This window comes from Rhizobium sp. 18065, from assembly GCF_902706095.1.
Taxonomy (GTDB): domain Bacteria; phylum Pseudomonadota; class Alphaproteobacteria; order Rhizobiales; family Rhizobiaceae; genus Allorhizobium.
In genome coordinates this window covers 401385-420547 of the sequence record NZ_CACSJP010000003.1, presented here as the reverse complement: position 1 = coordinate 420547, position 19163 = coordinate 401385, and the positions used below count along the sequence as shown (strand labels likewise).

Sequence of the window (19163 nt, the reverse complement as noted above, 5' to 3'; positions counted from 1 at the left end):
CGGAAGATCCAGCCAATGCAAGCTGTTAGCACTCTATCGAATCACGATCTGCGCGACGAAATCAAAGCCTATTGGTCGCTGAGGGCAGAAACATTCGACAGCCAGCCGGGTCACGAGATCTTTTCCGAGGATGAACGGGCTGCCTGGCACGCGCTCTTCTCCAAACACCTCGGAGATGGGCAGGGGAGACAGGCGCTGGATCTGGCCTGCGGGACCGCTGTTGTCTCCCATATCCTCGACGATCTCGGCTTCAAAGTTACCGGTCTCGACTGGGCAGAGCCGATGCTGGAGCGCGCGCGCGCAAAGGCCGCAAAACGTGGCCGAGAGATTCGCTTCCTGATGGGCGACGCGGAAAACACCATGGAAGCCGACCAGTCCTATGACGTGATCACCAATCGCCACCTGGTCTGGACGCTGGTCGATCCGCTGGCCTGTTTTCGCGAATGGCACCGTGTGCTGAGAACGGGTGGGCGCGTGCTCATCGTCGATGGCGACTTCGTCAACGTATCGCCCCTGACCCGGCTGATGAAACGCTTGACCCAATGGGCGGCACGCATTGGCCTCGCCAAGGATGCCAAACATGGCGCGCCGAATTCGGATATGGCGGAAACGCATAATCGCATTCTCTCGCGTGTCCATTTTTCCGATGGCGCCCATGCCGATGCCGTTGTGGAACTGCTGAAACAGGCAGGCTTTGCCAAGATCTCCGTCGATACAGATCTTGGCGCAATCCACCGTGCCCAGCGCAAGAACTTCTCCTTCCTGAAGGGGCTGGAGCGGGCAACCCAACACCGCTATGCCATCTGCGCCGAGAAATAGGCCGCGCTTGCCGCTTGCATCGAACGCCAAGAGGTAATACTTAATTTTCAGAAGGTATTACCGAGGTAATCATGTCAACGACGGTGACATCCAAGGGTCAGGTAACGATCCCCAAGCCAGTTCGCGACCTGCTCGGCATCCTGCCAGGCACTGAGGTCGAGTTTCACCGCGCCGCAGATGGCAGCGTGGTATTGACTCGCGCTGATCGCAAGGTCGGGAGAAGCCGTTTCGGATCCTTGCGCGGCCATGCCGGTGAAGGCATGAGCACAGACGCGATCATGGCCCTGACACGTGGTGACGGGGGGTGATCCTCGTCGATACCAATGTTCTGCTCGATCTGGTCACCGACGATCCTGTCTGGGCACCTTGGTCAGTGGAACGGCTGGAGGCTGCAGCCCTTGAAGGGCCGCTCCTGATCAATGATGTGGTCTATGCCGAACTTGCCGTGCGCTATGCCAAGATCGAACGGCTGGACGACTTTGTCGAAGCGGCTGGCCTGATCCATGTTCCGATCCCCAAGCCAGCCCTCTTTCTCGCCGCCAAGGCCTTCACCGCCTATCGCAAGGCAGGCGGATCACGCACGGGCGTGCTGCCGGATTTCTTCATCGGAGCGCATGCTGCCGTTGGCGGGTTCTCGGTCCTGACCCGCGATAGCGGACGCTATCGCAGCTATTTCCCGAAGCTGGCACTGATCACGCCGGAAAGGTGAGCGAGGGTGCGCACAAATCCTTGCCCCGAAGACATGCCCAGGATTTTAAACGTCGCATTCACACATAGAATGTCCGGCATTTGGGATATGCCATGCACATCGGGGCCTGTACTATCTCTTGCATGATGCGTCGCGCCGATCGGTCCCATGCCACGCAGCAGTTGGAGAAATTCCCGCCCGTGTCCGGCATCGTCCTTGACTCCCAGCCTCTCACCTTCGCCACCCTCGACGCCATCGGCTCGGGTCGCGTCTCCGTCAGCCTCAGCCCCGCCGGCATGGCGCGGGTCCGCAAGGGCCGAGAAGGCGTGGAAATCGCCATCACCCGAGGCGAAACCATCTACGGCGCCAATACCGGTGTCGGTGCGATGAAGGACACCGACTGGAGCGAGGACGAGATCGGCACCTTCAATCTCGGCCTCGTGCATGCGCATCATTTCGGCACCGGCGCACCATTTCCCATTCCGACCGTGCGCAAGGCAATCGCCATTCGCATCAACACCGCGCTGACCGGTTACGCCGGATGTTCGCCGGAACTGGTCGAGGCGTTTCTGGCCTTGCTGAACAAGGACGTTATCCCGGTCGTGCGTCGGACAGGATCCATCGGCTGCGCCGATATCGGTCTGATGGGGCAGATCGGCTCGGTCCTGACCGGCGTCGGCGAAGTCTATTACCAAGGCCTGCGCCGCAAGACCTCGGATGTCTTTCCCGAAGTCGGCATCAATCCACTCAGGCTCGCACCACGAGACGCACTCGCCTCGCTCTCTGTTAATGGTGTCGGTTACGCAGCCAGCGCCGTCGCACTTCGCGATGCGGCCAAGGTGCTGCGGGTGCTGATGGGGACCGCGCTGATGTCGTCGGCAACGCTTGGCGCGGCCCGCGCACCCTGGCGCTCAGCGATTACGGTCGGCTGCACCATGCAATCCGAGATCGGCCAGTGGCTGACCAAAACGTCGAGCGATTGGGACTGGAAGGACGCATCGCATGTGCAGGATCCGTTGAGCCTGCGCATGCTGCCACAGATCTTTGGTGTCGCGGTTGCCGAAATCGCGCGTATCGGTGCTGTCGTCTTGAATGCCACCGGCCGCAGCGATGACAATCCTGTCGTGGTCGAGGGGGAAGTCCTGACGTCCGGCGGTTCGCTGCCGTTGGAAGTGGCGATTGCCATTCAGGCGGGCCAGTTGGTTCTCGCCCACGTCGCACGCAATATCTTCAATCGCTGCGTCCTGCTCGCCAATGGTGGCAGACGTGGTCTCCCGGTCAATCTCGTACCATCCGGCGCGGTCGCAACCGGCTTCGGCCCGGCGCTCAAACTCGTCGGTGATCTCTATATTCGCGTGCTGTCGATGACCTCTGCCCTGTCGCCTCAGTCTCTGGTGGTGGCAGACGGCATCGAAGACGAAGCGGCTTTCCTACCGCTGATCGTCGAGCGGCTCGAGCGGCAGGTCGAGGCCTTGAAGCGCATGGCGGCGCTTGAGGCTCTGTTTGCAGCGCAGGGCACGGATATCCTCGGCGATCGGCCGGAGGGTATCGCCGCCTTGCTGCATGAGATCACCCGCAGTCACTCCGCCTTCTACCGCTCTGACCGGCCTTTATCATCGGAGGTGGAGGCGCTGGAAGAGGATCTGGCCGCAACCGGTACGCTGTCACGGCTCGTCGCGGCAGCGCCGCTGCCAGTCTTCGACAGCTTCTTTGCACTTTGATCCGGCGATTTGCCATCGGGCTCAAACGGCAATTCCCTGAGAATATCCAGCGCAACGGCCATGGCAGCATCAGCGACAGGGGAGGAGCGACGCACCAGTGTCAGCCGAATGTCATAGTGATCGGGCAGGGTGATCGCATCCATCTCACCCTCCAGTCCGGCAAGGGCAGAGACCGGCATTACGGTCAGATAACCATGATCGACGACGAGATTGGCGATGACGGGGATCATGTCGATCTCGGTCACGGACATGCGATCCCGCAGCTGGCGTGGCAGTTCCTCGGTGAGCAACTGCGTGATCTTCTGACGCAATCCGGTGCGTGAGGAGGGGGCTGCAATCCTATGAGCCATCAAAATTTCCGGAATGTCAGCCCGTGCCTTGCCGACGAGACTGCCCACTGGCCCGACAAGCGCCAGCCGGGATTGCCAGACGGGCTGTGCCGTCAGGCCATCCGGTATCTGATCACAATCGACCAGGACCAGATCGTAGAGGCCGGCATTCAAGCCGGCCAACAGTTCATCGGCGCTGGCGGAGGTGACAAACAGGGGAGCCCGCGCACGTCGCCTCGGCCAGGCAGCGACCAGGGCCGCGATGATCCGGGCGACCCGACTGCCGGATCCGAGTGGCGAGACCGCACCAAGGCGCGTTGTGGCGCCGAGCCGGTGAAACCGATCATCCGATCCTTCATTCAGACGGTTCCAGACCTGATCGAGGTCTTCAGCCAGAGCCAGCAGGCTGCGCCCGGCTTCGGTCAGCACAACACCCGCCTGGCCGCGTTTCATCACTTCGACGCCCAATTCGGTTTCCAGTCTCCGCATCTGGCGCGTCAACTGCGGCTGGCCCATGCCGATTTCCATCGCGGCCCTGCGGATGCTGCCGGCGCGGGCAATCATCAGGAAGCGCTGCAGCGTGGCGAGCGAGATCGAGAGATGCGTAGCTCGGACCAGAGATGGCACAACCGAAGGTGGGGGCGAGGGTGAGCGGAGGGGTCGCGCGTCCTCGGTGGATGTTGACCCAGGCGGTTCACATCCAAGACAGGCAATCTCCAGAGACAGTTCTGCGGCGCGCGACAACGAAGCCTCGAGCCTGCGGCCTTCCAGCGTCAGCAGGTTGCGGCTGCCCGACGTTGCAAACATGGGCGTGGCCACCGCCGCCTGAAATCGGCCGAGTGCTGCCGAAACACTGGATACCGGACGCTCAAGCAGGGCGGCTGCCTTGCGCACACCACCGGCGACCAGAACCTGATGCACGGTCATCAGCGTCGCGATATCCAATCTCTCACCCTTCCGATGTCAGCAGACAGAGCATAACTTGTCCATGAATTGGGATATGCCACAAAACCGCGCGCGTGCCTAATCTGTTTTCCGACGCCGGATCAACCGGCAACGGAGTGATGCGATGGCGGATTTCGATCTGGTGCTGTCGGGCACAGTGGTCCTGCCCGAGCGTATCTTGCAAAATGGCTTCGTTGCGGTGCGCGACGGTGTTGTGGCGCTGGTCGGGCAGGGGGTAGCGCCAGCGGCCCGCGACCGCCACATCCTGCCGGACGCCCTGATCTTTCCCGGTGCGATCGATGCCCAGGTACATTCACTGTCGCAGAAGGGGCAGGAGGATTTCATCTGGTCGACACGCTCGGCCGCGGCCGGTGGTATCACGACGATTGTCGATATGCCCTATGATGAGGGACACCTTGTCTGTTCCGCTCAGGCCGTTGCGGAAAAAGTCGCCCATGCCAGTACCCAGGCCCGTATCGACTTTGCGCTCTATGGGACTGTCAATCCTGAGGAAGGCGCGTCCCGCATCGCAGAGCAGGCGGAAGCCGGCGTCGCGGCCTTCAAGTTCTCGACATTCGGAACCGATGCCAAGCGCTTCCCGCGCATCATTACGCCGCTCCTTGCCGAGTGCTTTGCCGAAGTCGCCAAGACCGGGCTGACGGCCGGCGTGCACAATGAAAACGAAGAATATGTCCGCTTCGCCGTGGATCAGGTGAAAGCAGCCGGCATCACCGACTACACCGCCCATGGCCTGTCGCGCCCGCCGCTGACCGAACTTCTGGCAATGCTGGAGATCTATGAGACCGGCGCCCAGACCGGTTGCCCTGCCCATGTCGTGCATTGCTCACTGGCGCGCGGTTACGAGATCGCCGCCGGTTACCGGGCACAGGGGCATCAGGCCACGGTCGAGTGCCTGATCCACTATCTGACACTGGATGAAGAAGTCGACGCGAAGCGCCTGGGTGGACGGTCGAAATGCAATCCGCCGATCCGGCCGCGTGCGGAGGTCGAGGCGCTCTGGCGCCAGCTGACCGCAGGCAATGTGACACTCCTAGCCACCGATCATGTCAGTTGGTCACTCGACCGCAAGAGCAAGCCAGACATGCTGGACAATGCCTCCGGGCTGCCGGGGCTCGAGATGATGATCCCGCTCTTCGTCAAAGGCGCGCTCCAGCGCGGCGTGCCCTTGACCTGGGGTGCAAGGCTGATGGCGGAAAACCCGGCGCGGCACTTCCGCATCGATCATCAAAAAGGGGCGCTTGCAATCGGCCGCGATGCAGATATCGCCGTGCTGACACCCGAAGCCTTCGTCTATGACGCCTCCAAGACCGGCAACAATGTTGCCGGCTGGTCACCGTATGACGGGATGAGCCTGCCCTATCGGGTCGCCGCCACCTACAATCGCGGCGAACTCGTCTATGATGGAACGACCGTCACCGGCCAGCCGGGCCGCGGCCGTTTCGTGCGCCCGCCCTCTGCCGTGCCCTATCGGACATACGCCGCATGAACCGCCGCAATTTTCCCGTATCGGCCGAGCGGATCGCCGCCGATATCGATGCTCTTGCCGGCCTGACAGAGCCAGGGAGGCCCTATACGCGTCGGGCTTTTACCCCCCTGCATCTGGAGGGCCGGTCTTTTCTAATTGACCGCTTCCGACAGGCCGGCCTCGTTCCGCATGTCGATGAAGGCGGCAATCTGGTCGGACGCCGGGCTGGCAAAAATCCGGACCTCGGCACGCTCATGCTCGGCTCGCATTCCGACACTGTGCCGGACGGCGGCCGGTTCGACGGCATCGCCGGAGTGATCGCCGCGCTCGAAGTCGCGCGGACGCTTTTCGAGCAGGGGATCGAACTGAAGCATAATCTGGAGGTCGTCGATTTCCTCGCAGAGGAAGTTTCCATATTTGGCGTGTCCTGTATCGGCAGCCGCGCCATGGCCGGCATCCGCCCGGAAGAATGGTTGTCGCGCGAGGTCGAGGGCCAGACATTGTCGAACGGAATCGTCAGCGCCGGTGGCGACCCCGCCAGGCAGCAAGCCCGGTCCGACATCCGGGCGTTTCTCGAACTGCACATCGAGCAAGGCCCGGTGCTTGAGGCCGAACGGCTTTCGATCGGTGTGGTGACGGCGATCGCCGGCATTACCCGGATCGAAGTCACGATCGAGGGGCGGGCTGATCACGCTGGCACGACACCGATGGATCGGCGGGTAGATGCGCTGGTTGCCGCATCCCGCCTCGTGCTGGATATCGAGGCATTGGCAGCAACGATGGCGAGCGGCAAGGTGCATTTCGCCGCAACTGTCGGCGAATTTTCCATGCTTCCCAATGCCGCAAACGTCGTTCCATCGCATGTCAGGATGTTGATCGACATCCGCGCAGAAAAGCCGACGGATGCAATACTCTTCGCCAGCGCCTTGCACAAGAATGCCGCCGAGATTGGCTCTGCCAGCGGAACCACGATCCGCATCAACCCGATCTCCGAGGCCGCCGCCGTCCCGATGAACCCCTATCTCCAGGATATATTGGCCGACATCGCAGGCGCGAACGGCGAGGGGCATCGACGCCTTGCATCAGGAGCCGGCCATGACGCCGCGTTCATTGCCAGGGTGGCACCGGCGGGTATGATCTTCATTCCCTGCCGGGGCGGACGTAGCCATGCCGCAGAAGAGTTCGCCGAAACCGACGACATTGCTCTTGGAGCAAGTGTGCTGCTGGAAGCGGTGAAGAGACTGGACAATGAAATGAGCGCAGCAACTGGCGCAGAAAGGCTCGCACCATGGGACGCATCCTGACGGAAAAGGACATCGAGCCCGCCGTTCGTGGCGGATCCGTCTATGCGGCGGGTGGCGGCGGATGGGCCGATCATGGGCGCATGCTCGGCCGCGCCGCCGTCAATGCCGGGCAGCCGGAACTGGTCTCGATCGACGAATTGGCGCCATCGGACTGGGTGGCAACCGCTGCAGCCATCGGCGCACCGGCCTCGACGACGCCCTGGGAAATGCGCGGCGTCGATTACATCAAGGCCGTGCAACTTCTGCAGAAAGCGCTTGGCGAGCCGCTCGCCGCCCTGATGGTCGGACAGAACGGCAAATCCTCGACGCTGAACGGATGGCTGCCATCGGCCATACTGGGTACCAAGGTACTGGACGCGGTCGGCGACATTCGTGCTCATCCGACCGGCGACATGGGATCCATCGGCATGGCCGGTTCACCGGAGCCGATGATCCAGACGGCGGTCGGCGGCAACCGTGCCGACAATCGCTACATCGAGCTGGTGGTGCGCGGCGCCACCGCCAAGGTCTCACCGGTGCTGCGTACCGCGGCCGACCAGTCCGGCGGCTTCATTGCCTCCTGCCGTAATCCGCTCAAGGCGTCCTATGTGCGCGACAATGCAGCGCTCGGCGGGATCAGCATGGCGCTTGCCCTTGGCGAAGCGATGATTGCGGCCGAAAGCAACGGACCGCATGCGGTGATCGACGCCATCGTGGACACCACCAACGGCGTCATTCTCGCCGAAGCCGAGGTCACAGCAAAGAACGTTGTCTACACAGCCGAAGCGTTCGACATCGGCACGGTCACGCTCGGGACCGGCGAGAGGGCCGTGACCCTGCACATCATGAACGAATACATGGCGGTGGACGACGCTGGTGGAAACCGCATAGCAACCTTCCCGGATGTCATCACCACACTGTCGGCGGAGGCCGAGGCCATGAGCGTCGGGCAATTGCAGGTCGGCATGAAGATCTTCCTCCTGCATGTGCCCAAGACGGTCATTCCGCTCGCCTCCAGCGTCAAGGATCCGGCCGTCTATCCGTCGGTCGAGAAAGCCATGGGCATCGAGATTGCCCGCTATGCCCTGAGTTGAATAAGCCCGAGCTTGCCTGCCGTCCGTCTATCTGAACAGCATTCGAACAAGAGAGTGAGAGCCATGCCGAAGCCCAATCCCCGCCATCCGAGATTTCCGATCCCCGGCGGGCCTGTGCTGCGTGCCAAGGGCTGGCGGCAGGAAGGACTTCTGCGCCTGCTCGAAAACGTGCTGTCGGTCGGCGAAGACCCGGACAATCTCGTGGTCTATGCAGCCCTCGGCAAGGCCGCGCGCAACTGGTCTGCCCATGCGGCCATCGTCGAGACGCTGAAGACGATGGAGGAAGACCAGACTCTGATCATCCAGTCGGGCAAGCCCGTCGGCCTGCTGAAGACGCATTCGCGCGCGCCGCTGGTGCTGATGGCCAATTGCAACATTGTCGGTCAGTGGGCGAAGGCGGAGAACTTTTACGACCTGCAGCGCAAGGGTCTGATCTGCTGGGGAGGCCTGACGGCTGGCGCGTGGCAGTATATCGGCAGCCAGGGCGTCATCCAGGGCACCTATGAAATCTTCATGCGCATCGCCGAGAAACGCTTCGGCGGCTCCCTGGCCGGCCGTTTCATCCTGACGGCGGGGCTTGGTGGCATGGGCGGAGCGCAACCACTGGCCGGTCGCCTGGCGGGCGCTGCCATCCTGGTGGTCGACATCGATCCCGAACGGGTGAAGAAACGCAAGGAAATCGGCTTCCTCGACGAGGCGGCAACCTCGCTGGACGACGCATTGGCGATGATCGAGAGAGCGGTGTCCGAGAAAAGGGCGATTTCTGTCGGCCTCGTCGGCAATGCAGCCGAAATCTACCCCGCGATCGCCGCGCGTGGCATCACGCCCGACATCGTTACCGACCAGACCTCGGCGCATGACCTCGTCTATGGATATGTTCCGAACGGCATGACGCTGGAGCAGGCGCGTTCCCTGCGCGAAGACGGGCAGGGCCAGCTGATGGCCGCCAGCCGCGCCTCGATCGTCACGCATGTCCGCGCAATGCTCGATTTCCAGAAAAAGGGCGCGGAAGTCTTCGACAATGGCAACCTGATCCGCACACAGGCATTCCAGGGCGGCGTCCAGGATGCATTCGACATTCCGATTTTCACCGAAGCCTATCTGCGCCCGCTGTTTTGCAAGGCGATCGGCCCGTTTCGCTGGATGGCCCTGTCGGGTGAGGAAAGCGACATTGCCACGATCGACGATCTGGTGCTGGAGATGTTCCCTGACAACCAGATCGTCACCAACTGGATCCGCCTAGCACGGGCAAACGTACCCTTTGAAGGCCTTCCCGCGCGCATTGCCTGGCTTGGTCACGGCGAACGCACGCGACTGGCGCTCGCGGTCAACGCACTCGTGCGCGACGGAAAACTCTCCGGGCCGATCGCCTTTTCCCGCGACCACCTCGATGCCGGCGCCATGGCGCATCCCAATATCATGACGGAAAAGATGAAGGACGGCTCGGATGCCATTGCCGACTGGCCCTTGATCAACGCAATGACGCTTGCCTCGTCGATGGCCGACCTGGTGGTAATCCATTCCGGCGGCGGTGGCTATGCGGGCTACATGACCAGTTCCGGGGTGACACTCGTTGCGGATGGAACGACAGAGGCAGATCTGCGGCTTGACCATGCAATCACCAATGACACATCGCTTGGCATCATCCGCTATGCGGATGCCGGGTATGATGAAGCGCTGGAGGCGGCAGAGGCAAATGCGGTCGGACATATCCGCACGTAGTTTCAGACTGATCAGTTTAGCGAAAGCTACTTGAGTTTATATGCCACTCCTCAGTTTGGGAGAATGGCATGACACCAGCACAAGTAGAACGCGTGCAAGACAGCTACAGCTTCATATTTGCCGTCGGTACGCCATTTATCCTCTCGTTCTACGACAAGCTCTTCGACATCGATCCGGCTCTCAAACCGCTCTTTCGGTCGGAATTGTCGGCACAGTCTGAAAAGCTGCTGATGGCACTGACCTATGTGGTGAAGAACCTGCACGACGCGGATCGGCTTCTTCCTGTCGCCGAAGTCATCGCCAAGCGTCACCTAACCTACGGAGTGAAGCGCGAAGACTACGTCAAGGTCGGACAAGCGCTGATTCAGGCCCTGGACGAGACGCTGGACATGCGTTTCACCCCCGAGACGCATCAGGCCTGGCTTGCTGCCTATACACTTCTGGCCGGCATCATGTGCAATGCGGCCTACGGTTCGAGGGATGAAGACAATCTGCCACCGCCCTGAGGACAAGTGCGACAAACGAGGAAGGAGAGGGGAGGACGCTTCAAAAACACGAAATATTTGCTGGCGTGAATGAAATACTAGTATATCAATTCTCCCACGCAAACGGCAGAGTGGGAGGCTTGACCGATGGCGGATGCTGAAATTCGCCTAGGTCCGGGCAAGGGACGCTCACCGGAACACGTTATTCCAAGAGCGCGCGGTGGACGCGCGGCCAACCAGATACATGCAGCTTTGCGCGATGACATCGTCCAGATGCGCCTGAAGCCGCTTGATGTCCTGAACGAAAAACTGCTGGGAGAGCGCTTCGGTGTCAGCCGCACGCCGGTGCGCGAAGCCCTGTTGAGACTGTCCGACGAAGGACTGGTCGACATCTATCCACAATCCGGTACCTTTGTCGGCCGTATTCCCCGTCGCGCCCTCTTTGAAGCAATCCTGATCCGCAAGGCTTTGGAGGCGACGACGGTCACACTTGCAATCGCCGGCGGGCAACCAGAGGGAATTGCCGAGCTTGAGGAAACACAGGTTCAGCTAGTCGCCTGCGCCGAGGCCGGGGATATCGTCCGCTTCCACCGCATTGACAGCGAGTTTCATCAGCATATCGCCGAGCTTGCGGGATATCCCGGCATCTGGAACCTCATCCAGCAGGTTCAAGTCCAGATCGACCGGTATCGCTACATCACCCTGCCGCGTTCGGGCCGGCTGGATGTGGTGATTGATGAACACGCCGCGATCATCGACGGCATGCGGCGACGGGACGATTGTGCTGCAGTCGCAGCCATGGGAATCCATATCGGTCGAATGCTGGAAGAGCTTGACGACATCCAACATCTCGACCCGGCGATCTTCATCGATGACCGGCAGCCGTGACTGCCACAATGACAAGGCCATCTCGGCCAACCAACGGAGGTTTTGACATGTCGGTTTCCTTCGATCTCGCCGGCCGCAGCGCCATCGTCACCGGGGCGAATACCGGCATCGGCCAGGCCCTGGCAGTGGCGCTGGCGGGTGCTGGTGCCGCAGTGCTTGGCGTTGGCCGTTCCGGTATGGAAGAAACAGCGAGCCTGATCGAGGGGCAGGGCGGACGTTTCGCAGGCTTTTCTGCCGATCTCGGTACGATCGCGCCGGTCAATAGTATCGTCGATGCGGCACTGGATGCGTTCGGTTCCGTCGACATTCTGGTCAACAATGCCGGCATCATCCGTCGAGCCGATGCCATCGACTTTACCGAGGCCGACTGGGATGATGTCATGGATGTTAACCTCAAGAGCGCGTTCTTCCTGTCTCAGGCTGTGGCCAAGCGCATGATCCCGCAAGGTCACGGCAAGATCATCAACATCGCATCCATGCTCTCCTTCCAGGGCGGCATTCGCATACCGTCCTACACGGCGTCGAAAAGCGGCCTCGCGGGCCTCACCCGGCTCCTTGCCTGCGAGTGGGCTTCCAAGGGTATCAATGTCAACGCGATCGCGCCGGGATACTTCGTCACCAACAATACGACCGCACTTCGAGAGGACCAGAAACGTTCGGCCGATATCCTCGCGCGCATTCCAGCCGGTCGTTGGGGTAATCCTTCCGAACTCGGCGGCGCGGCCGTCTTTCTTGCCTCCGATGCGGCCGCCTATGTGCATGGCACCGTATTGCCCGTCGACGGCGGCTGGCTGGCGCGCTGAACAGACACAGAAAAAAGGGGGCAGGACAATGAAACGTATCGTATCGATCGGCGAATGCATGGGCGAGTTGTCGGAGACGGACGTGCCCGGCGCGCTGTCCATGGGTTTTGCCGGCGACACTCTGAACACGGCCTGGTATCTGCGCCGCATGCTGCCCGGCGACTGGACTGTGGACTATGTCACCGCCGTGGGCACTGACGGACTGTCCAACCGTCTGGTCGAGTATCTCGACAGCGAGCGCATTGGTACGGGGCATATCCAAAGGCTTTCCGACAAGACGATCGGCCTCTATTACATAGAGCTCAAGCATGGCGAGCGCAGCTTCACCTATTGGCGTTCCGACAGTGCAGCCAAGCGATTGGCAAGCGATGTCGCAACGCTTGAACTGGCACTCGCTGGCGCGTCGATCGCCTACTGGTCAGGCATTACGCTCGCAATCCTCGCCCCCGCCGATCGCCAGACCTTGATCGACGTGTTGAAGCGTTTTGCGGCCCAGGGCGGCAAGGTCATTTTCGACCCCAATCTTCGTCCCCGCCTGTGGGAAAGCCCCGACGCCATGCGGGAATGGATCACGCGCGCAGCCAGCATTGCCGATCTCTGCCTGCCGTCGCATGAAGACGAGGCATCCTGGTTTGGAGACCGGGATGCTGAAGAGACCGCGCGACGCTACCGGCAGGCAGGCGCCAAACGAGTGGCGGTGAAGAACGGCCCCGATGAAATCAGCCTGCTCGGTGCCGATGGCGAATTGAGCAACGTTCCGGTTCAGCCGGCAGCCAATGTCGTCGACACGACAGCTGCGGGCGACAGCTTCAATGCCGGGTTCATCGCAGCAGAGCTTGCCGGTGGTACAATGGCGCAGGCAGCAAGGGCTGGTGCTACGCTAGCCGGCAGGGTCATCGGTGCCCGCGGCGCGCTGGTCCCGCAGGCAATCGAGGCATAGCCTGTCCGACCAGACACCCGGCTAGCCGCCGGTGACCGTGAAATAGCCCCAGGCAGCGACGATTGCCGCAGCCGCGCCAACCCATATCAGTGCCTTGCGTGCACCCGGCGTCACGGACCGTTTCGGCTTCGGCGCCTTGGGTTCCGGCGGGCGCTCGAATTTGATGACATTCGACATGGTATTCTCTCGTTTCTTCGTAGCATGCTTATAGACGCGACGGGTTTCCAAAGTCCTGACATTCTAACATCGCAACAGGGCACAAGGCGACCGGACGAGACGTTCTGTCCTGCGCCTGCCAGCCCGACGCGCATACGAAGTGATTCGCAGCCCCTCCAGGGGAGGCCGGCGCGCCTCGAACGCGACCTTTTTCCTGCTCTGCCATCGCGGACGCTCTGTGTTCACTTGTGATCGGCGTTACACAGAGAGCACGCCGAAAAGATCGATAACCATTCATCCGGAGCCGTGGAATTTTTTATCCATCAATTCGAATGTTCGAAAATTTTTTCTGACTTAGCAAAGTTCTTGATGTGTATATTTGAGCACGCTAGCGTCCGCAAATACGGGAAAACAGGGCTTTCGAGGCAAAATATGCCCTGGCCTGCATATAACGAAAAGCTCAAGCGTGGGCAGATCATAAAACCAGCGAACTGGAAAGAATGCAGGAAAAATCGTCGGTCGGCAGCAAATCGGATATGGAGTTGAGCTCGGAGCAATTCGAGGCAGCGGTGCGAAAGATGTCCGGCATCTCGTCGGCGCATTTCCTCAAACTTGTCGAGGATCGCGGCACGGTCGGATTTTGGTCCAGCGACATCGCAACAGGCCAGGGTTCTGCAACGCTCGGCCTGCTTCGGGTACTTGGCCTGGATCATGGCACGCAATTCCGCATTGCCGATTTTACCAGATTTATCCATCCGGACGATCGCGGCTATGGCGAGGACATCTGGACCACGATCCGCCAGGGCATCCCGGTCAACCGGAATTTTCGCATCATCCGCTCCGATCGGACCGTGCGCTGGGTGGAATTCAAAAGCGAAGTGGTTCTCGACGGGCAGCAAAAACCGTCCAAGGCCATCGGTCTCATCATCGATGTCACCGACCAGCAGGAAGGTCGGCAAGCGCTGGAGGACTCGCTAGAACGGTACCGAGCGCTGGTTGGCTCGCTGGCCGCCATGGAATGGCGCGCAACAGCGGATGGCCATCCGGTCTTTTCCCATGGATGGACCGCGCTGACCGGACAGTATGAAATGGACGCCGCCGACTACGGCTGGATCCAGACAATCCACCCCGACGACCGTGAACAGGTCAGCCGCAAATGGCAAGAATCGGTCTCTACGCTTGCACCTTACGCGGTCAATCACCGCATCCTGTTGGTGAATGGCCACTACGAATGGTTTCATGCGCGGGCGGTGCCGATCATAAAACGGGGCGGCCGAAGTCATGAATGGCTCGGCATCATCATGCGCCAGGCGGACCTGAAGCGCGAGGCGCCGATGCTGCCTCCCTCGATGAACATGCTCACGCCGATACAGGTCAGAGCTGCCCGCGCCATGTTGCAATGGACGCTTGACGAACTGTCTCAGGTCTCCGGCGTTTCCGTATCCTCGATCCGCCGCATCGAAGGCGAGGGAGAACGAGCCACGAGGCCAGCATCCCTTCAAGCCATTCGCGCCGCATTCGAGGAGTATGGCATCGAGTTTGCGATCAACACCGCCGGAGCCGTCACGGTCGCATTCCTCAGCCAAAAATAGAAACCACCGACGCTTGCCAGTTCAGATCAACTTGTCAGGCGTGGCATGCTGACGATTTTCTTGAACAGGGCATTCATCGCATTTGTGATGCCTTCACTGGGGCTCACTTCGAAGAACAGGCCAGGCGAGGCGCAGGCCTCCATGCGCTTGGGGATCTCCGCCTGAAAGGGTTTGATCCACTTGTTGTACCAGTCGTTGGTCGGAAGCGGCAGATAGGTCGTGTAGAGAACCGCGATGCGATAGCCCTTCGCCTTCAGCGCGGTGCATTCGGTAATGTCGATCGGTTCCTGGCACCGTCTGCCCGTCGTTGCCTTCGTGCAGGTGCTGGGTTTTTCGGCATCGCCGACCCCGTCTGATACGAAGAAGACCACCTTTTCCGGACTTCCGGCGGATGCGCCGGTGCCCGGTGTGCCGACCAGTTCGCCAATACTCTTCAATGCCCGGTCAAAATTCGTCTGCTGGTCATTGTCATAGCCCTGCTCGGGAATGGACATGAGGCCGATCTTCCCCGCCTTCGTTTGCACGGAATCGAGGTTTTCGGTCAGCGATGCCACTTCAAGCAGCTTGGTATCCTCCGCCTTCTCGCCAAAAGTATAGACGGCCATGCGGTACTGGTTCGAGCTTTTGCGCAGGCTTTTCGCCGTCTCCATCAAGGCGGCGGTTGCCTTGGCCACGACATCGATGCGGATCGTTACGCCGAGCTTCTTGGCAAGGTTGTAGTAGCTGTTCTTGTTCTCCACGCCATTCTTGACGATATGACACGCAAATGCGCACTGGTCCGACGTGTTGTTGACCATCTTGGTAACATCAGCCGGTGTTGCTCCCACGCCCATGGAAGGCGTGTTGTCGAGCAAAAGATAGAAATCGCGGAATGTCTGCGTCTGGAACGTGGCTTCCGCCGTGCCCGATACCGTGACCGCATCCTGGCCCAAGATACGGGCGAGGGTGGTCGGCACCTTCGCCTTATAGCTGAACACAGCCTTCAGCTCGCTTCCCTGCTTGACCACATCCACATCGGTACTGATCAGCTCATAGCCTTCGCCACTGCCTGTCTGTGCGATAAAGATCTTCCTTGCATCAGCAACCGCGGCCGTCAGCGGACCGTCCGAACTCATCAGCATCGCCTCGGCCACGCCAGCAGAACTCTCAGCCACTGCCGCAATCGCGGCCGCATCAGCGGCGCCCTGAAGCGTCGTTTTGACCAGCAGCGCATCGCTGATATCCAGTGCAAGACCTGCCGTTCCAATGACCGGCACCAATAGCAGAGCGGTCATCATCCCGAAATTACCGGAACGATCACCCAAAAGACGCTTCAACATAACATCCCCCAAAACCTTGGAGGCTATTTTACACAGCGATCATGACGAAAGCCCTCCCATAGATGGTTTATGAAATCCTGCTGATAAAGCTTGCCGCCCTTTTCGCAAACGGATGTCCCATGCCCCACACTCGCTGATGCAATCGCTCAGCGCCTTTTCCCAGGCGGGTTATCGATGTCATACACATCACGCGCCTGGCGGATCTGGCCATGATGACTTGCCGCCCAGGCGACCAACACGGAAACCGGCTCGAGCAGTGACCGACCCAGATCGGTCAACCGATACTCGACACTCGGCGGCTGGGTCGGAAAGACATGCCGGCTGATCAATCCGTCACGCTGCAGGGTGCGCAATGTGCTGGTCAGCATGGCCTGGGAGATGTCCGGAATCGCGCGCCGCAATTCGCCGAAACGATGCGTGCGTTGCCCAAGCGTCCCGAGAATGAGCGTGCTCCACTTGTCGCCGATATGAGAAAAGACGTCACGCACCGGGCATTTTTCGGACGAGAGCTCAGCACCACCGCTTGGATCTGTCTTCAAGCCATCGGCCTCCACCCGTTGACTCTTCTTGCTTTCGATCCGCTCCTGCAGCGTCATCCGGTATCCTTTCCAAAACCTGGTTCTAAAAAACTGCCTACTTTACTGCAGTTCGATGATCTGCAATCTACACCTACTCTGTTTTTCAGACCAGCCATCATTTGCAGAGCGCTTTATGGCCGGTCGCACTCTGAAAGTGGACGACACATGACTGCAAAATATCTCGTCACCGGCGCCACCGGCCAGTTCGGCCAGGCAGTTCTACGCCATCTCGTGGAAACCAATGAAGTGGCACCCGCCGATATCGTTGCTGCAAGCCGCAAGCCGGACGCCCTTGCCGACTGGGCGGCGAAGGGCATGAATGTCCGGGCCGTGGATTTCGACGATGCCGCATCGATGGAAACGGCGTTTATCGGCGTTGAGCGCGTGCTCATCATCAGCACCGATTCCCTCGACCGTCCCGGCCATCGCCTGACCCAGCACCGTGCAGCGATCAAAGCTGCAGAGCAGGCGGGTGTACGGCATGTACTCTACACATCCATGCCGGACCCGGAAAATTCGCCGCTGCTGTTTGCGCCAGATCATGAAGGCACCGAAGCGGCCCTCAAGGCGAGCGGGCTGCCGGCCTGGACTGTGCTTCGCAACAACTGGTATTTCGAGAACCTGTTCATGAGCGCCAGACCCGTTCTGTCGTCCGGCCACTGGTATTCAGCCGCCGGGCAGGGGCGCATCGCCCATATTGCGCGCGACGATCTGGCCCGCGCGGCTGCCGCCGCCCTGATCGCGAATGAAGATGGCAAAAAGGTCTACACTCTGACCGGCTCCAAGTCCTACAGCCACAAGGACATGGCGGAACTGCTGGCCAAGGCCGGCGGTCGCGACATAGCGGTGATCGACGTTCCGCTCGAGGGCCTTGTCCAGGGCATGATCGGCGCCGGTCTGCCGGAACCAGTCGCCCGCGTCTTTGCCTCGATCGACACCATGGTCGGCGTCGGCGGTCTCTCCCGGATCACAACCGATTTCAAAACCCTGACCGGTATTGAACCGCAATCCTTCGAAGCCTGGATGGACGGTCAATCGGGTGCCTTTCGCGCCATGGCCCAGTAGTCGAGATTCCGGCCACCGCCCTGGCCGGGAGCAGGTTCGTTAACGGAACCTCGATCCCACACGTGCCGACCTGCAAGGCCGTCCGCTTACCCAGGCGGACGGCTGATTGCACACACACACACACACACACACACACACACACCGATGACGGTCACGTTCAATTTCACTGAATATTTGCGCGCTGCGAGATCCCTGCACATCATCCCGTTGCCTCTTGATATGACGCTATTTAGCGTCTATATTGGAGGCAAGGCAACGAAAGAAATGGCGATGGGACTGGTTCAATACTCGGACAACGGGTTCTTCGCGCCTCGTAAAATCGCCGAGGCGTTCCGCACGACCAGCGAAGAGGTCGCACGCACGGCAGGCCTTGGAAAAGACGCCGTACAACGCAAGGATCGCGTTCGTTCGGACAAGACACAAAAGCGGCTGCGGGAAATGATTGAAATCATCAACAAGACGGAGCCACGGTTTGGTTCCGGGCTGATGGCCTATGCATGGTTTCGGTCGGAGCCGCTTGCCGGATTTTCCGGCCAGACGGCCATGCAACTCGTTCGCAATGGTCGTGCAGAAGAAGTTCTCGACTACATCGACGCCGTCGATGCCGGCGTGCACGTCTGATCCCGGATGCGTTACGCCGGTCCAGTCTATCGGGCGCTCAACCCGGTCTTTGCACGCGAGCCTCTGTCAGGTCGTGGTGCCCAACTCTATGGCGGGCGCTTTAATCCGAAAGGAACGCCAGCGCTATACGCATCTCTCTCGATGATCACCGCATTGCGCGAAGTCAACCAAATCGGCAGCCTGCAACCAACCACGCTGGTTTCCTACGATGCAGAGATAGAGCGCATCTTTGACACCCGTGACACGGCAGCGCTCCAAGCGCGCGGCATGGACCATTCCATGCTCTCGGCCAACACCTGGCGCGATCAAATGAAAATCGAAGGTGAGGCGCGAACGCAGGCATTTTCGCGTGAACTGATTGCAGCCGGCTACTGTGCGCTGCTTGTCAGAAGCTTTGCTGCCGGCGCGGTCGAGGAGGACCTCAATCTGGTGCTCTGGCAATGGGGCGCGACCGCGCCATCCCGACTGACACTCATTGACGACGAAAACCGGCTTTCCAGGTAGCATCGGCAGCAGATGCCACTGCCGACAAATCAACATGTTCCATAATGCTGATTATGCCACAAATTCTTGTAGCCGCAAAGTTAGAATATCCTATTTTAGCAAAGTTAGAATGTCACACTCCCCGC

General features: G+C 60.4%; 19 protein-coding genes and 1 pseudogene. 16 read left to right on the top strand and 4 right to left on the bottom strand.

Annotation, left to right across the window (positions count from 1 at the left end; genetic code table 11):
• Positions 1-15: 15 nt before the first annotated feature.
• The 4 genes from GVK95_RS10450 (at position 16) to GVK95_RS25260 (ending at position 3228) form a co-directional block, all read left to right on the top strand.
• Positions 16-819, top strand: a complete 804-nt coding sequence (locus tag GVK95_RS10450; RefSeq protein WP_159949202.1) for a class I SAM-dependent methyltransferase — start codon at positions 16-18, stop codon at positions 817-819.
• Positions 820-890: 71 nt separating this feature from the next.
• On the top strand, positions 891-1127 hold the full coding sequence (locus GVK95_RS10445; RefSeq protein ID WP_159949200.1) for an AbrB/MazE/SpoVT family DNA-binding domain-containing protein: 237 nt from the start codon (positions 891-893) through the stop codon (positions 1125-1127).
• Entirely contained in the window at positions 1124-1528 is a 405-nt protein-coding gene (locus tag GVK95_RS10440; protein WP_159949198.1) for a type II toxin-antitoxin system VapC family toxin, read from the top strand. Before GVK95_RS10445 ends, GVK95_RS10440 begins: the two co-directional genes overlap by 4 nt.
• 125 nt (positions 1529-1653) lie before the next feature.
• The gene (locus tag GVK95_RS25260) at positions 1654-3228 is read left to right on the top strand and encodes an aromatic amino acid ammonia-lyase (RefSeq protein WP_159949527.1); all 1575 of its coding nucleotides are present in this window, start codon (positions 1654-1656) and stop codon (positions 3226-3228) included.
• 44 nt (positions 3229-3272) lie between these two features.
• On the opposite strand, the pseudogene GVK95_RS25255 reads toward GVK95_RS25260, so the two are convergent.
• A pseudogene (locus GVK95_RS25255) lies at positions 3273-4364 on the bottom strand (LysR family transcriptional regulator); the annotation flags it as partial.
• A gap of 262 nt (positions 4365-4626) precedes the next feature.
• On the opposite strand from GVK95_RS25255, the gene GVK95_RS10425 reads away from it, so the two are divergent.
• The 8 genes from GVK95_RS10425 to GVK95_RS10390 all read left to right on the top strand — a co-directional run bounded on the left by GVK95_RS10425 (position 4627) and on the right by GVK95_RS10390 (position 13203).
• A complete protein-coding gene (locus GVK95_RS10425; RefSeq protein ID WP_159949194.1) occupies positions 4627-6009 on the top strand; it encodes an amidohydrolase family protein in 1383 nt (460 codons plus the stop codon).
• Positions 6006-7292, top strand: a complete 1287-nt coding sequence (locus tag GVK95_RS10420) for a Zn-dependent hydrolase (RefSeq protein ID WP_159949192.1) — start codon at positions 6006-6008, stop codon at positions 7290-7292. Before GVK95_RS10425 ends, GVK95_RS10420 begins: the two co-directional genes overlap by 4 nt.
• Complete coding sequence (locus tag GVK95_RS10415) at positions 7277-8365, top strand: DUF917 family protein (RefSeq protein WP_159949190.1); 1089 nt, start codon at positions 7277-7279, stop codon at positions 8363-8365. Before GVK95_RS10420 ends, GVK95_RS10415 begins: the two co-directional genes overlap by 16 nt.
• 63 nt (positions 8366-8428) lie before the next feature.
• Positions 8429-10087 carry a urocanate hydratase gene (locus GVK95_RS10410; protein WP_159949188.1) on the top strand — a complete coding sequence of 553 codons (1659 nt, stop codon included), beginning with the start codon at positions 8429-8431 and terminating at the stop codon, positions 10085-10087.
• A 68-nt stretch (positions 10088-10155) separates the two neighbouring features.
• Positions 10156-10593: a globin domain-containing protein gene (locus GVK95_RS10405; protein WP_159949186.1), complete on the top strand. Its 438-nt coding sequence runs from the start codon at positions 10156-10158 to the stop codon at positions 10591-10593.
• A 126-nt stretch (positions 10594-10719) separates the two neighbouring features.
• The gene (locus GVK95_RS10400; protein WP_159949184.1) at positions 10720-11460 is read left to right on the top strand and encodes a GntR family transcriptional regulator; all 741 of its coding nucleotides are present in this window, start codon (positions 10720-10722) and stop codon (positions 11458-11460) included.
• A 47-nt stretch (positions 11461-11507) separates the two neighbouring features.
• On the top strand, positions 11508-12263 hold the full coding sequence (gene kduD, locus GVK95_RS10395) for a 2-dehydro-3-deoxy-D-gluconate 5-dehydrogenase KduD (RefSeq protein ID WP_159949182.1): 756 nt from the start codon (positions 11508-11510) through the stop codon (positions 12261-12263).
• A 28-nt stretch (positions 12264-12291) separates the two neighbouring features.
• Positions 12292-13203 carry a sugar kinase gene (locus GVK95_RS10390; RefSeq protein ID WP_159949181.1) on the top strand — a complete coding sequence of 304 codons (912 nt, stop codon included), beginning with the start codon at positions 12292-12294 and terminating at the stop codon, positions 13201-13203.
• 21 nt (positions 13204-13224) lie between these two features.
• On the opposite strand, the gene GVK95_RS25035 is transcribed toward GVK95_RS10390, so the two are convergent.
• Positions 13225-13380 (bottom strand): hypothetical protein, encoded by a 156-nt coding sequence (locus GVK95_RS25035; RefSeq protein ID WP_200844257.1) that lies wholly within the window; start codon positions 13378-13380, stop codon positions 13225-13227.
• Between the two features lie 515 nt (positions 13381-13895).
• Between GVK95_RS25035 and GVK95_RS10385 the strand changes: the two genes are divergently transcribed.
• The gene (locus tag GVK95_RS10385; RefSeq protein WP_244618731.1) at positions 13896-14951 is read left to right on the top strand and encodes a PAS domain-containing protein; all 1056 of its coding nucleotides are present in this window, start codon (positions 13896-13898) and stop codon (positions 14949-14951) included.
• 26 nt (positions 14952-14977) lie between these two features.
• On the opposite strand, the gene GVK95_RS10380 is transcribed toward GVK95_RS10385, so the two are convergent.
• Both GVK95_RS10380 and GVK95_RS10375 read right to left on the bottom strand, forming a co-directional pair.
• The gene (locus tag GVK95_RS10380; protein WP_159949179.1) at positions 14978-16270 is read right to left on the bottom strand and encodes a pilus assembly protein TadG-related protein; all 1293 of its coding nucleotides are present in this window, start codon (positions 16268-16270) and stop codon (positions 14978-14980) included.
• A gap of 146 nt (positions 16271-16416) precedes the next feature.
• Positions 16417-16866, bottom strand: a complete 450-nt coding sequence (locus tag GVK95_RS10375; RefSeq protein ID WP_159949178.1) for a helix-turn-helix domain-containing protein — start codon at positions 16864-16866, stop codon at positions 16417-16419.
• A gap of 147 nt (positions 16867-17013) precedes the next feature.
• Here GVK95_RS10375 and GVK95_RS10370 point away from each other — a divergent pair, with 147 nt between their 5' ends.
• The 3 genes from GVK95_RS10370 (at position 17014) to GVK95_RS10360 (ending at position 19038) form a co-directional block, all read left to right on the top strand.
• Complete coding sequence (locus tag GVK95_RS10370; protein ID WP_159949177.1) at positions 17014-17913, top strand: SDR family oxidoreductase; 900 nt, start codon at positions 17014-17016, stop codon at positions 17911-17913.
• 270 nt (positions 17914-18183) lie between these two features.
• The gene (locus GVK95_RS10365; RefSeq protein WP_159949525.1) at positions 18184-18534 is read left to right on the top strand and encodes an MbcA/ParS/Xre antitoxin family protein; all 351 of its coding nucleotides are present in this window, start codon (positions 18184-18186) and stop codon (positions 18532-18534) included.
• 6 nt (positions 18535-18540) lie between these two features.
• A complete protein-coding gene (locus tag GVK95_RS10360; RefSeq protein WP_159949176.1) occupies positions 18541-19038 on the top strand; it encodes an RES family NAD+ phosphorylase in 498 nt (165 codons plus the stop codon).
• Positions 19039-19163 lie beyond the last annotated feature (125 nt).

Bases quoted from the DNA above. Each gene is read 5' to 3' on its own strand.
- GVK95_RS10370 (WP_159949177.1), top strand. From the start codon at position 17,014: ATGACTGCAAAATATCTCGTCACCGGCGCCACCGGCCAGTTCGGCCAG.
- GVK95_RS10420 (WP_159949192.1), top strand. From the start codon at position 6,006: ATGAACCGCCGCAATTTTCCCGTATCGGCCGAGCGGATCGCCGCCGAT.
- GVK95_RS10365 (WP_159949525.1), top strand. From the start codon at position 18,184: ATGGGACTGGTTCAATACTCGGACAACGGGTTCTTCGCGCCTCGTAAA.
- GVK95_RS10450 (WP_159949202.1), top strand. From the start codon at position 16: ATGCAAGCTGTTAGCACTCTATCGAATCACGATCTGCGCGACGAAATC.
- GVK95_RS25260 (WP_159949527.1), top strand. From the start codon at position 1,654: ATGCGTCGCGCCGATCGGTCCCATGCCACGCAGCAGTTGGAGAAATTC.
- GVK95_RS10425 (WP_159949194.1), top strand. From the start codon at position 4,627: ATGGCGGATTTCGATCTGGTGCTGTCGGGCACAGTGGTCCTGCCCGAG.
- GVK95_RS10400 (WP_159949184.1), top strand. From the start codon at position 10,720: ATGGCGGATGCTGAAATTCGCCTAGGTCCGGGCAAGGGACGCTCACCG.
- GVK95_RS10410 (WP_159949188.1), top strand. From the start codon at position 8,429: ATGCCGAAGCCCAATCCCCGCCATCCGAGATTTCCGATCCCCGGCGGG.
- GVK95_RS10385 (WP_244618731.1), top strand. From the start codon at position 13,896: ATGGAGTTGAGCTCGGAGCAATTCGAGGCAGCGGTGCGAAAGATGTCC.
- kduD (WP_159949182.1), top strand. From the start codon at position 11,508: ATGTCGGTTTCCTTCGATCTCGCCGGCCGCAGCGCCATCGTCACCGGG.
- GVK95_RS10360 (WP_159949176.1), top strand. From the start codon at position 18,541: ATGCGTTACGCCGGTCCAGTCTATCGGGCGCTCAACCCGGTCTTTGCA.
- GVK95_RS25035 (WP_200844257.1), bottom strand. From the start codon at position 13,380: ATGTCGAATGTCATCAAATTCGAGCGCCCGCCGGAACCCAAGGCGCCG.
- GVK95_RS10415 (WP_159949190.1), top strand. From the start codon at position 7,277: ATGGGACGCATCCTGACGGAAAAGGACATCGAGCCCGCCGTTCGTGGC.
- GVK95_RS10390 (WP_159949181.1), top strand. From the start codon at position 12,292: ATGAAACGTATCGTATCGATCGGCGAATGCATGGGCGAGTTGTCGGAG.
- GVK95_RS10445 (WP_159949200.1), top strand. From the start codon at position 891: ATGTCAACGACGGTGACATCCAAGGGTCAGGTAACGATCCCCAAGCCA.
- GVK95_RS10375 (WP_159949178.1), bottom strand. From the start codon at position 16,866: ATGACGCTGCAGGAGCGGATCGAAAGCAAGAAGAGTCAACGGGTGGAG.
- GVK95_RS10380 (WP_159949179.1), bottom strand. From the start codon at position 16,270: ATGTTGAAGCGTCTTTTGGGTGATCGTTCCGGTAATTTCGGGATGATG.
- GVK95_RS10405 (WP_159949186.1), top strand. From the start codon at position 10,156: ATGACACCAGCACAAGTAGAACGCGTGCAAGACAGCTACAGCTTCATA.